Source organism: Microbacterium sp. (assembly GCF_035554235.1).
Taxonomy (GTDB): Bacteria; Actinomycetota; Actinomycetes; order Actinomycetales; family Microbacteriaceae; genus Microbacterium.
Genome location: NZ_DATMIO010000257.1, coordinates 1 through 12,572, shown reverse-complemented (window position 1 = coordinate 12,572; position 12,572 = coordinate 1). Strand labels below are relative to the sequence as shown.

Annotated in this window: 10 protein-coding genes; 3 read left to right on the top strand and 7 right to left on the bottom strand. The window is 70.4% G+C overall.

The window, feature by feature from the left end; all coding sequences use genetic code 11:
* From gatB to gatC, 3 genes are all read right to left on the bottom strand, one after another.
* Positions 1 to 845, bottom strand: an 845-nt coding sequence (gene gatB, locus VNT50_RS12975; RefSeq protein WP_325485527.1) for an Asp-tRNA(Asn)/Glu-tRNA(Gln) amidotransferase subunit GatB, incomplete at its 3' end; no start/stop codon positions are given.
* Between the two features lies 1 nt (position 846).
* Positions 847 to 2,352 carry an Asp-tRNA(Asn)/Glu-tRNA(Gln) amidotransferase subunit GatA gene (gene gatA, locus VNT50_RS12970; RefSeq protein ID WP_325485526.1) on the bottom strand — a complete coding sequence of 502 codons (1,506 nt, stop codon included), beginning with the start codon at positions 2,350 to 2,352 and terminating at the stop codon, positions 847 to 849.
* Positions 2,349 to 2,648 (bottom strand): Asp-tRNA(Asn)/Glu-tRNA(Gln) amidotransferase subunit GatC, encoded by a 300-nt coding sequence (gene gatC, locus VNT50_RS12965; RefSeq protein WP_325485525.1) that lies wholly within the window; start codon positions 2,646 to 2,648, stop codon positions 2,349 to 2,351. Before gatC ends, gatA begins: the two co-directional genes overlap by 4 nt.
* A 115-nt stretch (positions 2,649 to 2,763) precedes the next feature.
* On the opposite strand from gatC, the gene VNT50_RS12960 reads away from it, so the two are divergent.
* Positions 2,764 to 4,455 carry a long-chain-fatty-acid--CoA ligase gene (locus VNT50_RS12960; protein WP_325485524.1) on the top strand — a complete coding sequence of 564 codons (1,692 nt, stop codon included), beginning with the start codon at positions 2,764 to 2,766 and terminating at the stop codon, positions 4,453 to 4,455.
* 23 nt (positions 4,456 to 4,478) lie between these two features.
* Here VNT50_RS12960 and VNT50_RS12955 read toward each other — a convergent pair whose 3' ends face one another.
* The 4 genes from VNT50_RS12955 to VNT50_RS12940 all read right to left on the bottom strand — a co-directional run bounded on the left by VNT50_RS12955 (position 4,479) and on the right by VNT50_RS12940 (position 9,542).
* On the bottom strand, positions 4,479 to 4,790 hold the full coding sequence (locus VNT50_RS12955) for a YciI family protein (protein ID WP_325485523.1): 312 nt from the start codon (positions 4,788 to 4,790) through the stop codon (positions 4,479 to 4,481).
* Positions 4,791 to 4,797: 7 nt separating this feature from the next.
* Positions 4,798 to 7,074, bottom strand: coding sequence for an NAD-dependent DNA ligase LigA (gene ligA / locus VNT50_RS12950; RefSeq protein WP_325485522.1), 2,277 nt, complete (start codon positions 7,072 to 7,074; stop codon positions 4,798 to 4,800).
* A gap of 106 nt (positions 7,075 to 7,180) precedes the next feature.
* A complete protein-coding gene (gene mnmA, locus VNT50_RS12945; protein ID WP_325485521.1) occupies positions 7,181 to 8,278 on the bottom strand; it encodes a tRNA 2-thiouridine(34) synthase MnmA in 1,098 nt (365 codons plus the stop codon).
* Between the two features lie 94 nt (positions 8,279 to 8,372).
* The gene (locus VNT50_RS12940) at positions 8,373 to 9,542 is read right to left on the bottom strand and encodes a cysteine desulfurase family protein (RefSeq protein WP_325485520.1); all 1,170 of its coding nucleotides are present in this window, start codon (positions 9,540 to 9,542) and stop codon (positions 8,373 to 8,375) included.
* 53 nt (positions 9,543 to 9,595) lie between these two features.
* On the opposite strand from VNT50_RS12940, the gene glgX reads away from it, so the two are divergent.
* Positions 9,596 to 11,683, top strand: a complete 2,088-nt coding sequence (gene glgX, locus VNT50_RS12935) for a glycogen debranching protein GlgX (protein ID WP_325485519.1) — start codon at positions 9,596 to 9,598, stop codon at positions 11,681 to 11,683.
* Between the two features lie 94 nt (positions 11,684 to 11,777).
* Positions 11,778 to 12,572 (top strand): maltotransferase domain-containing protein (locus VNT50_RS12930; protein ID WP_325485518.1); only part of this gene is annotated, 795 nt, incomplete at its 3' end.

Genomic DNA, 12,572 nt, shown 5'->3' with positions numbered 1-12,572 from the left:
GTCGTGCCCGTGTCTTCGTGCCAGTGCCGGGTCTCCTGAGTGATCGCACCGCCGTCGGCGAGGATCGCCGCCTGGCGCTGGATCTCGTAGCGAACGGCGCGCTCCACCGAGCGCATGGAGTTCACGTTCTTGGTCTCGGTGCGCGTGCCGAGCTTCTCCTGGCCACGCGGACGGAGCGACACGTTGGCGTCGCAGCGCAGGTTTCCGCGCTCCATCCTGGCGTCGGAGATGCCGAGGGAGAGCACGATGTCGCGGATCGTCTGCACGTACGCCTTCGCGAGCTCGGGTGCCCGGTGTTCGGCGCCGAAGATCGGCTTGGTGACGATCTCGACGAGCGGCACCCCCGCGCGGTTGTAGTCCACGAGCGAGTACTCCGCGCCCTGGATGCGGCCGGTCGAGCCGCCGACGTGCGTCAGCTTGCCGGCATCCTCTTCCATGTGAGCGCGCTCGATCGAAACCGTGACACGCGTGCCGTCGACCAGTTCGACATCGACCGATCCCTCGAACGCGATCGGCTCGTCGTACTGGGAGATCTGATAGTTCTTGCCGAGGTCCGGGTAGAAGTAGTTCTTGCGCGCGAACCTGCTCGAGGCGGCGATCTCGCAGCCGAGCGCGAGGCCCAGGCTGATCGAGAAGCGCACGGCCTGCTCGTTGACGACCGGGAGCGACCCGGGCAGGCCGAGGCACACCGGGGAAAGGTTGGTGTTGGGGTCGGCCCCGAAGTTGTTCGGTGCCGCCGAGAACATCTTGGTCTTGGTGTTGAGCTCGACGTGCACCTCGAAGCCGAGCACGGGCTCGAAGAGTTCGAGCGCCTTGTCGAAGTCCATCAGCTTTGCCTTGGCCATGTCAGGCTTTCCCTCCGAGGATCGGCGCCCGCTCGAGAAGCGGCCCGCCCCATTCGGCGACGAGCGCCGCCTCGAGCGCCGCACCGACGCGGTAGAGGCGCGCGTCGTGGTGCGCGGGTGCGAGGAACTGGATGCCGACCGGCAGGCCGTCCTCGGCGGCCAGTCCAGAGGGGATCGAGATGCCCGGGACGCCCGCGAGGTTCGCGGGAATCGTCGTGACGTCGTTCAGGTACATCTGCATCGGGTCATCGATCTTCTCGCCCAGCTTGAATGCCGTGGTCGGGGCCGACGGGGTGGCGATGACGTCGACCTGCTCGAAGGCGGCGTCGAAATCTCGCTGGATGAGCGTGCGCACCTTCTGGGCGCTGCCGTAGTAGGCGTCGTAATAGCCGGCGCTCAGCGCATAGGTGCCGAGGATGATCCGGCGCTTCACCTCGTCGCCGAACCCGGCATCGCGCGTCGCGGCCATGACATCCTCGACCGTCGCCGATGCGTGCGGGGTGACCCGCATGCCGAAGCGCACCGAGTCGAACTTGGCGAGGTTGCTGGATGCCTCGGCCGGGAGGATCAGGTAGTACGCGGCCACGCCGTACTCGAAGTGCGGGGCGCTGATCTCGACGATCTCGGCGCCGTGCGCCTCCATCATCGCGAGGGCGGCGCGGAAGGATGCGGAGACGCCCGGCTGGAAGCCGGCATCGGGCAGCTCCGAGACGACGCCGACGCGCAGGCCCTTGAGCACGTCTCCCCGGGCGCCCTCACGGGCGGCGTCGGCGAACGACGGCCACGCGTCGCGCAGCGAGGTGGAATCGAACGGGTCGTGCCCGCCGATCACATCGTGCAGCAGTCCCGCGTCGAGCACGGTGCGGGTCACGGGGCCGACCTGGTCGAGGCTCGAGGCGAGCGCGATCGCGCCGTAGCGGCTGACGCCGCCGTACGTGGGTTTGAGCCCCACCGTGCCCGTGACGTGGGCGGGCTGGCGAATCGATCCGCCCGTGTCGCTGCCGAGGGCGAGCGGCGCCTCGAATGCGGCGACCGCCGCGGCGGAGCCGCCGCCGGAGCCGCCGGGGATCCGGTCGAGGTCCCACGGGTTGTGCGTGGGCCCGTAGGCGGAGTGCTCGGTCGAGGAGCCCATCGCGAACTCGTCCATGTTGGTCTTGCCGAGCGGGACGAGGCCGGCGGCGCGGCTTCGCGCGACGACGGTCGCGTCGAACGGCGACATGTAGCCCTCGAGGATGCGCGAGCCGCTCGTGGAGGGCATGTCGGTCGTGACCAGCACGTCCTTGATCGCGAGCGGGACGCCCGCGAGCGGGCCGAGCTGCTCGCCCGCCGCACGGCGGCGGTCGATGTCGGCCGCCACGTCGAGGGCGGCGTCGCTGACGTGCAGGAACGCGTGGATGTCGCCGTCCACCTCCGCGATGCGCTCGAGGTGGGCGCGCGTGGCTTCGACGCTCGAGATCTCGCCGGCGGCGAGCTTCGCGGCGAGGTCGGCGGCGGTGAGACGGATCACTGCTCCTCCCCCAGGATGGCGGTGACGCGGAATCGTCCGTCGGCCGAGTCGGGCGCGTTCTGCAGAGCCTGCTCGAGCGTGAGCGTCTGGCCGATCACGTCGGGGCGGAAGACGTTCTGGAGGGGGATCGGATGGCTCGTCGCGGGGACGTCAGGCGTTGCCACCTCGGAGACCTTGGCGATGTTGTCGACGATGACGTCGAGCTGGCCGGTGAGCCGCTGCACCTCCTCCTCGCTCAGCTGGATCCTGGCGAGCACGCCGAGATGGCGCACGAGTTCGGGGGTGATTTCAGACACTGGTCCATCTTACGAGCGCGCTCCCGGTCCACCGACCGTCGCCCGACCGAGGTTCCCTCCGATGAGCGCTCCCCGCCGACCCTGGGCGGCCGCTTCACCGTCATAGGCTGGCTGGGTGACGAAGCCGTACGACCCTCCGCGCCCCTGGATCGACAGCTACGCCGAGGGCGTGCCCGATGACCTCGCCGAGGTGACGGGCAGCCTCGTCGACATCGTGCGGGGCTCTGCGAGGGAGTTCCCCGACGCCGCGGCCCTGGAGTTCTTCGGACGTGAGATGACCTACCGCGCGCTCAACGATCAGATCGAGCGCGCAGCGGCGGCGCTCAAATCCCTCGGCGTCGCAGCGGGCGATCCGGTCGCGATCATCCTGCCGAACTGCCCCCAGCACATCGTCGCGTTCTACGCGGTTCTGCGCCTGGGAGCGGTCGTCGTCGAGCACAACCCGCTCTACACGCCCCGCGAGCTTCGCAAGCAGTTCGAGGATCACGGTGCCAAGACGGCGATCGCCTGGAGCAAGGTCGTGGAGGCCGTCCAGGAGTTTCCGGCCGACCTCGCCGTCACCAACCTCATCAGCGTCGACGTGACCCGCGCGATGCCGTTCACGATGCGCGCGATGCTCCGCCTTCCGGTCGCGAAGGCCCGCGAGGCGCGCGAAGCCCTGCATGCGACGGTGCGCGGTGCCATCGAATGGGAGCGGCTCACGGCATCCGAACCCCTCCCCTCGTCGCACCCGCTGCCGGCGACCGATGACCTCGCGATCATCCAGTACACCAGCGGCACCACCGGCACTCCGAAGGGCGCCGCCCTCACCCACCGCAACCTGCTCGCAAACGCCGCGCAGGCGCGGGCGTGGGTGCCCGGCATCCAGCGCGGTCCCGGATGCGTCGTGTACGCCGTCCTGCCGATGTTCCACGCATACGGCCTCACGCTGTGTCTCACTTTCGCCATGAGCATGGGAGCCCGGCTCGTGCTGTTCCCGCGGTTCGATCCCGACCTGGTGCTCGCCGTGATGAAGAAGCGACCGGCCACCTTCCTCCCGCTCGTGCCACCGATCGCCGATCGCCTGCTGAAAGCGGCCACCGAGCAGGGGGTGTCGCTGCATGGCACCGAGGTCGCGATCTCGGGTGCGATGGCGTTGCCGCACGAACTCGTCGTGCCCTTCGAGGCCGCGTCGGGCGGCTTCCTCGTCGAGGGCTACGGGCTCTCGGAGTGCTCCCCCGTGCTCATGGCGAACCCCGTCGCCGACAACCGCGTGCCAGGGACGGTCGGGCTGCCGCTGCCGGGCACGGAGGTGCGGGTCGTCGATCCCGGTGACCCCACGAAGGATGTCGCGGCCGGCGACCGCGGCGAGCTGCTCGTGCGCGGGCCGCAGGTCTTCCAGGGCTACTACGGCAAGCCCGAGGAGACCGAGAAGGTGTTCGTCGACGGGTGGTTCCGGACCGGTGATGTCGTGACCGTCGACGAGGGCGGGTTCGTCCGGATCGTGGACCGCATCAAGGAGCTCATCATCACGGGCGGGTTCAACGTCGCCCCGACCGAGGTCGAGATCGCCCTGCGGCAGCACCCGCAGGTCGAGGACGCCGCCGTCGTCGGGCTGCCGAGCGAGCACTCCGGCGAGGAGGTTGTCGCCGCGATCGTCGTCGCCCCCGGGGCGGAGATCGATGTGGAGTCCGTCCGCGAGTTCGCCCGCGGCATCCTGACGCCCTACAAGGTTCCGCGCAGGATCTTCGTGGTCGATGAGCTGCCGAAATCCCTCATCGGCAAGGTGCTTCGTCGCCAGGTGCGCGACAGCCTGCTCGCCCTCTGATCGGGCTCGTAGTCCGCGCCGGGTCAGCTGCCCGCCAGGCCATCCCGCGCGACGGCCACCGCGTAAGGGTGGAGCGACGCCGCGAACACGCCGGCCGCGACAGCAGGGTCCCCGTCCATCACCGCGCGCGCGGCCGCTTCGTCGTCGGCCTCGAAGATCGTGATGCCGAAGGTGTCGGCGTGCTCCTGCGTGCGGCCGGCGAGGATCAGGACGCCACGCTCCTTCAGGTCGACCAGATACCGGAAGTGCGCACTGACGATGCGCTGCTCGTCGGCCGTCGGATCCGCAACCATCTCGGGGCGGGTCGGAACGATGCGGTACAGCCACTGAGCCATCGCCTGCTCACCCCGCGTCGGTCGCGAGGTCGTCGAGGGCGGCCGGTCCGCGGGTGACGAGGATGTGGAACTGCGCCGCGTCGATGATCCGCACGCCGAGCTCTTCGGCCTTCGCGAGCTTGGAGCCCGCGCCCGGCCCCGCCGCGACGAAGTCCGTCTTCTTCGAGACGCTCGATGCGGCCTTGCCGCCGGCGCCCAGGATCGCCTCCTGCGCGCCCTCGCGGCTGTAGCCCTCGAGCGAGCCGGTCGCCACGACGGTCAGCCCGTCGAGCACTCCTCCGGCGGCGTTCGCGGCGCCGGGACCGGGGTGTCCGGGTGTCGCGAGCTGCGCGCCGGAGGCGGCCCAGCTGTCGACGATCTGCCTGTGCCAGTCCACGTCGAACCAGTCGATGAGCGAGTCCGCGATGATGCCGCCGACGCCCTCGACCGCCGCGAGCTCGTCGCGCGCGGCGGCCCGGATGGCATCGAGCGATCCGAACCACTGGGCGAGCGCGCGAGCGGCGACCGGCCCGACGTGCCGGATCGAGAGCGCCACCAGGAAGCGCCAGAGCTCTTTGGTCTTCGCCGCCTCCAGGTTCGCCAGCAGCTCGAGTGCGGATTTCGACAGCACGAAGCGCTCGTCGCCGTCGAAGGGGCCGCCGGGGTCGAAGGGCTCGGTCTTCTTGCGGAGCCGCCGGAACGGGGAGCGGGTATCGGGGGCGCCGTCCTCGAGCAGCCGTGGCAGCCCCGTCTCGGCGTCGCGGACGATGACATCGATCGGGAAGAGCTGCTCGGCAGTCAGAGCGAAGAGCCCGGCCTCGCTCTCGAGCGGAGGGCGCTCCGGCCGCACCGGCTGCGTCAGCGCCGCGGCGGAGACCTCGCCGAGACCTTCGACATCGAGCGCTCCGCGCGAGCCGGCGTGCTCGACGCGGCCGCGCACCTGCGCCGGGCAGGAGCGGGCGTTGGGGCACCTCAGATCGATGTCGCCGTCCTTGGCCGGAGCGAGCGGCGAACCGCACTCGGGGCACGAGGTGGGCATCACGAATTCCCGCTCGGAGCCGTCGCGAAGCTCGACCACCGGCCCGAGCACCTCGGGGATCACATCTCCGGCCTTGCGCAGCACGACGGTGTCGCCGATCAGCACGCCCTTCGCCTTCACGACATCCTGGTTGTGCAGCGTCGCCTGGCGGACGATGCTGCCGGCTACCTTGGCGGGCTCCATGACCGCGAAGGGGGTTGCACGGCCGGTGCGCCCCACCGACACGACGATGTCGAGCAGCTTGGTGTTGACCTGCTCCGGCGGGTATTTGTACGCGATCGCCCAGCGCGGCGCGCGGCTGGTCGCACCGAGTTCGGCGTGCAGCGCGAGTTCGTCGACCTTCACGACGATGCCATCGATCTCGTGCTCGACGGAGTGCCGGTGCTGCCCGTAGTGGCGGATGAACTCATCGGCGGCCGCGGCCGAGTCCGTGACCCGGTAGTACTCGCTCGTCGGCAGTCCCCACGACTTCAGCAGCTCGTAGATCTGGCTCTGCGTGGCGACCGGCGGCGCGGGCCATGCGCCGATGCCGTGCACCGTCATCCGCAGGCGCGAGAGGCGCTGATGCATGGCGTCGAGCTGCCGCTCGTTCTTGCCCTCGGTCTTCTGGCGGAGCGACCCGCTCGCCGCGTTGCGGGGGTTCGCGAAGAGGCGATCGCCCATCGCCTCCTGGTACGCGTTGAGCGACTCGAAGTCGGCGACGTTGAAGAACACCTCGCCGCGCACCTCGACCAGCTCCGGGTGCCCGTGCCCCGCGAGCCGCTGGGGGATGCCGGCGATGCGGCGCACGTTCTCGGTGACGTCCTCGCCCACGCGTCCGTCTCCGCGGGTCGCCGCCGTGGTGAGGCGGCCCCGCTCGTAGCGCAGCGACAGCGCCAGGCCGTCGATCTTGAGCTCGCAGAGATAGCGCACCGACCTGCCCGCGTCGCGCTCGACCTTGGCCGCCCACGCCGTGAACTCGTCGTCGCTGAAGACGTTGTCGAGGCTCAGCATGCGCTCGGCGTGGGTCACGGGCGCGAAGAGCGTTCCGGAGGCGGCGCCGACGCTCAGCGTCGGTGAATCCTGGCCTTGAAGCTCGGGATGCACGCGCTCGATCGCCTCGAGCCGATGCATCCACTCGTCGTAGGTGGCGTCGTCGACGACGACTGTATCGCGCCCGTAGTACGCGTCCCGGGCATCGAGGATCTTCGCCGTGAGCGACTGGGCCTCAGCGCGCGCCTCGTCGAGCGTCAGGTCAGTGAGTTCGGATGCATCGCCGTCTGCCACCCGGTCAGTCTAGGCGCGCGTCAGCGAGCCGGGGGTGTGGGGCGGAGCCCCACAAGGGGGCGCGTCAGCGAGCCGGGGGTGTGGGGCGGAGCCCCACAAAGGGCCCTCACAGAGCGACAGGAACCGCCGACACCGTGGTGTCGATCGTGAACTGGCCGAGCACGCGGGTGCCGTCGTAGAGTACGGCGGTCTGACCGGGCGCCACGCCGTCGAGCGGGCTCTCCGGGGTCACCGTCAGGTTGTCGTCGCGGTGCACGGCGAGCGCCGGAACGGGATCGGCGTGCGCACGGATCTGCACGTGGCACGGGAACGAACCGAACTCCGGGGCGCGCCCGGCCCACGAGAAACGCGAGCCGGAGATCTCGGCGATCGCGAGGGCTTCCTTGGGACCGACGACGACGGTGTTGGAGACCGGACGGACCTCGAGCACGAATCGCGGCTTGCCGTCATCGGCCGGCACGCCGAGCTTGAGCCCCCGGCGCTGACCCACCGTGAACGCGTGCGCCCCCTCGTGGGTGCCGACCACGGCACCGGAGCGGTCGAGGATCTCCCCCGTCTGGGCCCCCACGCGCTCGGCGAGCCAGCCGCGGGTGTCGCCGTCGGGGATGAAGCAGATGTCGTGACTGTCGGGTTTCTGAGCCACGCTCAGCCCGCGCTCGGCCGCTTCCGCGCGCACGAGCGCCTTGGAGGGCGTGGAGCCCAGCGGGAAGTAGGTGTGCGCGAGCTGCTCCGCGGTGAGCACGCCGAGCACGTAGGACTGGTCCTTCGCCCCGTCCGACGCGCGGTGCAGCTCGAGCCCGTCCGCGCCCTCGACGAGAGTCGCGTAATGGCCCGTGCACACCGCGTCGAAGCCGAGCTCGATGGCGCGCTCGAGGAGCGCCGCGAACTTGATCTTCTCGTTGCAGCGCATGCACGGATTGGGGGTTCGTCCGGCGGAGTACTCCGCCACGAAATCCGCGATCACGTCGTCGCGGAAGCGTTCCGAGAAGTCCCAGACGTAGAACGGGATGCCGAGGCGATCGGCGGCGCGGCGAGCATCCATCGCGTCCTCGATCGTGCAGCAGCCGCGGCTGCCCGTGCGGAGCGTGCCCCCGGCGCGGGAGAGCGCGAGGTGCACGCCGACGACGTCGTGCCCGGCATCCACGGCGCGCGCAGCGGCGACGGCGGAGTCGACTCCACCGCTCATGGCTGCCAGGATGCGCATCCATCCAGTCTACGAGCCGTTCCCTGTGCAGGCAGGCCCCGGCGCGAAGGGCCCCGGTGCAAGGGCCGACGCGAAGGCCCGTGATGCGAATGACTCAGGCCCGTCGCGACGCGCGGGCGTACGCCTCGGGCATCGCGGCGACGACGGCGTCGACATCCGCGTCCCCCGACGTGCGCCCGAGCGTGAACCGCAGCACCGAACGCGCGTCCTGCTCGGATCGTCCCATCGCGATCACGACGTGCGAGGGCTCGGGCACGCCGGCCTGGCACGCGGAGCCGGTGGAGACCGCGATCCCCTCCCGGTCGAGCAGGAACAGCAGCGACTCCCCCGCCGCGCCGGGGAACAGGATGTGCGCGTTGCCGGGAAGCCTCTCGACGGGATGCCCGAGCAGCTCCGCCCCCGGAACGACGTCCAGAATGCCGCGCACGAGTCGATCGCGGAGGCCGGCGAGCCGCGCGCTCTCTGCCTCCCGCTCCGCCTCGGCCAGCTCGGCCGCCACCGCGAATGCGGCGGCACCCGCGACATCCTGAGTTCCCGCGCGGAGCGCGCGCTGCTGACCACCCCCGTGCAGAAGCGGAGTCACCGCCGCCGATCGGGAGACGACGAGGCCGCCGACGCCCACCGGGCCGCCGATCTTGTGCGCGGAGACGCTGAGGGCGACGAGCCCGGCGGCACCGACAGCGTCGCCGCGAAGCGCGGCGAATCGCACGGGGATGTGTCCCAACGCCGCGACGGCGTCGAGGTGCAGGGGAACGCCCGCCCCGGCCGCCGCGGCCGAAAGGGCGCCGCAATCGTTCAGCGACCCGGTCTCGTTGTTCGCGGCGAGAGCGGTGCCGAACGCGATCCCCGGGCCCTCCATCGCGGCACCGAATGCACTCGGGTCGATGCGCGCGTCACGGTCGACCCCGACCGGAACGACACGTGCCGCGTCGTGCGTCGCCAGCCAGTGGACCGTGTCGAGCGTGGCGTGATGCTCGCCATCGGGCAGCACGACGCCGTCGCCGCGCGCTCCCCGCGACCACCACAGGCCCTTGAGGGCCAGATTGATCGATTCGGTGCCGCCGGAGGTGAGGAGCAACTCGATCGCATCGCACTGGAGCACCGCGGCGATGCGCTCGCGGGACTCCTCGAGGAGACGACGTGCGGACTGGCCCCCGCCGTGGATGGAGGACGCGTTTCCGACGGCTCCGGATGCCTCGATCCAGGCCTCTCGTGCCTCGCTCCGGAGGGGCGTGGTGGCGGCGTGGTCGAGATAGACCTCCATGCCACCCTCCCCGCGTAACCTCGGCGACTTTTGCCCTTACTACTGTAGAGCGCATGGTTTGCCCGGAACCCTCCCCGATCCTCGCCCCCGAAGCGGGCATTCTGCGCCCGGCGCTCGATGATCTGGGCGTGCGCCTGCACGACGGCGGCGGCACGCTGCGCGTCTGGACCGAGCACGCCGACGCCGTCGAGCTCGAGATCTTCGATGACACCGATCTGGACTGGACCACCGACTCCGTTCCGCTCGAGCCGCTGGGCGACGGGGTCTGGAGCGCATCGACGCCGCTCCTGCGGCCGGGCACTCGTTACGCCATCCGCGTCTCCGGCGCGCACGCTCCCGGCAACACGTTCAATCCGCGCACCCTCCTCATCGATCCTTATGCGCGTGGACTCGTGCAGAGCAGCTATGACGCGTGGCGGTCGGTCGTCGTCGCCGACGGCTTCGACTGGGGCGGGGTCGCCAAGCCCCGCGTGCCCATGGATCGCACGATCATCTACGAGGGCCACGTGAAGGGCCTCACCAAGCGTCACCCGCGCGTGCCACCCGCCCTGCACGGAACGTACGCTGGCCTGGCGCATCCGGCCATGATCGAGCACTTCCGATCGCTCGGGGTCACCACCATCGAGCTTCTGCCGATCCACGCGTTCCAGACCGAGCCCCGGCTCCTGCAGCATGGGCTCGCGAACTACTGGGGCTACAACACTCTGAACTTCTTCACACCGCACACTCCCTACGCGAGCGAGCAGAGCCGCCGCGAGGGACCGGAGGCCGTGCTCCGGGAGTTCAAGGGGATGGTGCGCCTGCTGCACGAGGCCGGGCTCGAGGTCGTGCTCGATGTCGTCTACAACCACACCGCCGAAGAAGGCCTGGGCGGCCCGCGCTCGAGTCTGCGTGGCATCGACAACCGCTCGTACTACCGGCAGCACGAGGACGGCGCCTACATCGACGTCACCGGATGCGGCAACAGCCTCAACACGTCCCACGACGCGGTGGCGCGGCTCATCCTCGATTCGCTCCGGTACTGGGCGAACGATGTGCAGATCGACGGCTTCCGCTTCGACCTCGCGGCCACGCTCGGGCGCGACGCGGCCCACACCTTCACTCCGGATCACCCGCTCCTCGAGGCCATCCAGAACGACCCTCTGCTCGCGGACACCAAACTCATCGCCGAGCCGTGGGATGTCGGGATGGGCGGATGGCAGACCGGCAACTTCGGCAAGGGCTGGCACGAGTGGAACGACCGCTACCGCGATCGCGTCCGAAACTTCTGGCTGAGCGATGTCGACTATGCCCGGCGCGCGTCGAGCGCACCCGTCGGCATCGGCGGCTTCGCCACCCGGCTCGCCGGCTCGGCGAACACCTTCGACGCCGAACGCGGCCCGCTCGCCAGCATCAACTTCGTCACGGCGCACGACGGATTCACGCTGCGCGACCTCGTCTCGTACGACGTGAAGCACAACCTCGGCAACGGGGAGCAGAACCGCGACGGCGCCGACACCAACCGCTCGTTCAACCACGGCGCCGAGGGCCCGACCGACAATGCCGGCATCCTGGCCACACGACGCAAGGCGATGCGGAACCTGCTCGGCACGCTGCTGCTCTCAGCCGGCATCCCGATGCTCACCGCCGGCGATGAGATGGGGCGCACGCAGCGCGGCAACAACAACGCGTACTGCCACGATTCGCCGCTCACCTGGCTGGCGTGGGACACGGCGCCGTGGCAGGACGACCTTCGCGCGCACGTGCAGGCGCTGACCCGGCTGCGTCGCGAGAACCCCGCGCTGCGCCCCATCCGGTTCGCGCGGCTCGGCGAGCCGACGCCGAGCGCATCGGTCATGGAATGGTACGACGAGAACGGCGACACCATGTCGATCGAGCGGTGGACGGACCCGGCGCACCGCACCCTCCAGTACGTGGCCTCGTCGACACCCGAGACCGAGGAGTTCAACCGGATCCTGCTCATCGTGCACGGCAACGAACGGCCCGTCGAGGTGCGCCTGCCGGCCATAGCCGGGGTCTCCCGGTTCGTCTCGCTGTGGTCGAGCGAGGACGAACGACCGGGCGCCGAGGTCATCGAGTTCGCCCCCGGCGATGTCGTACCGCTGCGCGGGACCGCCATGCACCTGTTCCGGGCGGGGTAGCCACCGGCGCACCATCGGGGTAGCGCTGAGGAGGCCTCTGTCCAGGGCCCGCGCGATCCTGTCGAAGGACCCGCGGCCACGGTAGGTTCGGGATGTGGCTACATCGACGACGCGCACGAAGTCCGTACCCTCCGCCTGGCGCAGCGCGACCGCCATCCCCGTCCGGCGGGTCCTCGATGCCCAGGGCACGCGCGACACGGCGACGGGGCGCATCCCGCTCGTGCTGCCCCGCCCCGCCGTGCCGGGCGGCGGGTTCCGGCCGAAGGCCTTCGCCGGTGAGATCGTCCCCTTCATCGTGACGGCATTCCGCGAGGGTCACGACCGCATCGGCGTGCACCTCCGGCTGTTCGCTCCCTCCGGCGACGAGTCGCTGCACCGGCTTCTTCCTGCCGGAGATGGCTTCGACCGCTGGAGCGCGCTGGTCGCGCCCCTCGAGCAGGGGATCTGGTCGTTTCGGTTCGAGGGCTTCGCCGATGACTTCGCGACGTGGCAGCACGCTGCAGACGTGAAGATCGAGGCGGATGTCGACGTGGGGCTCATGCGCGAGAGCGGCGCTCTGCTCTTCGATCGCGCGTCCCAGCAGAAGGACCGGCCGGTTGCCGAGCGACGCGCTCTGCAGGGCGCTGCGGCGGCCTTCCGCGACCCGCAGGTCAGCGACGAGGTCGCGCTCGGCATCGTCCGCGACCCCGCGATCGCGGCGTACTTCGCGGCGCGCCCGCTCACCTCGCTCGCGACGGTCGGCGCGACCCACGAGCTTCTCGTCGAGCGCGAGCGTGCCGGCGTGGGCGCATGGTACGAGTTCTTCCCCCGATCGGAGGGCGCGCGGCGCCTCAAGGACGGGTCGATCAAGAGCGGCACCTTCCGAAGCGCCGCCAAGCGGATTCCGGAT

Excerpts from the sequence above, each read along its gene's own strand:
- VNT50_RS12955 (WP_325485523.1), bottom strand. The coding sequence starts at position 4,790 with ATGGCTCAGTGGCTGTACCGCATCGTTCCGACCCGCCCCGAGATGGTT.
- mnmA (WP_325485521.1), bottom strand. The coding sequence starts at position 8,278 with ATGCGCATCCTGGCAGCCATGAGCGGTGGAGTCGACTCCGCCGTCGCC.
- VNT50_RS12940 (WP_325485520.1), bottom strand. The coding sequence starts at position 9,542 with ATGGAGGTCTATCTCGACCACGCCGCCACCACGCCCCTCCGGAGCGAG.
- glgX (WP_325485519.1), top strand. The coding sequence starts at position 9,596 with ATGGTTTGCCCGGAACCCTCCCCGATCCTCGCCCCCGAAGCGGGCATT.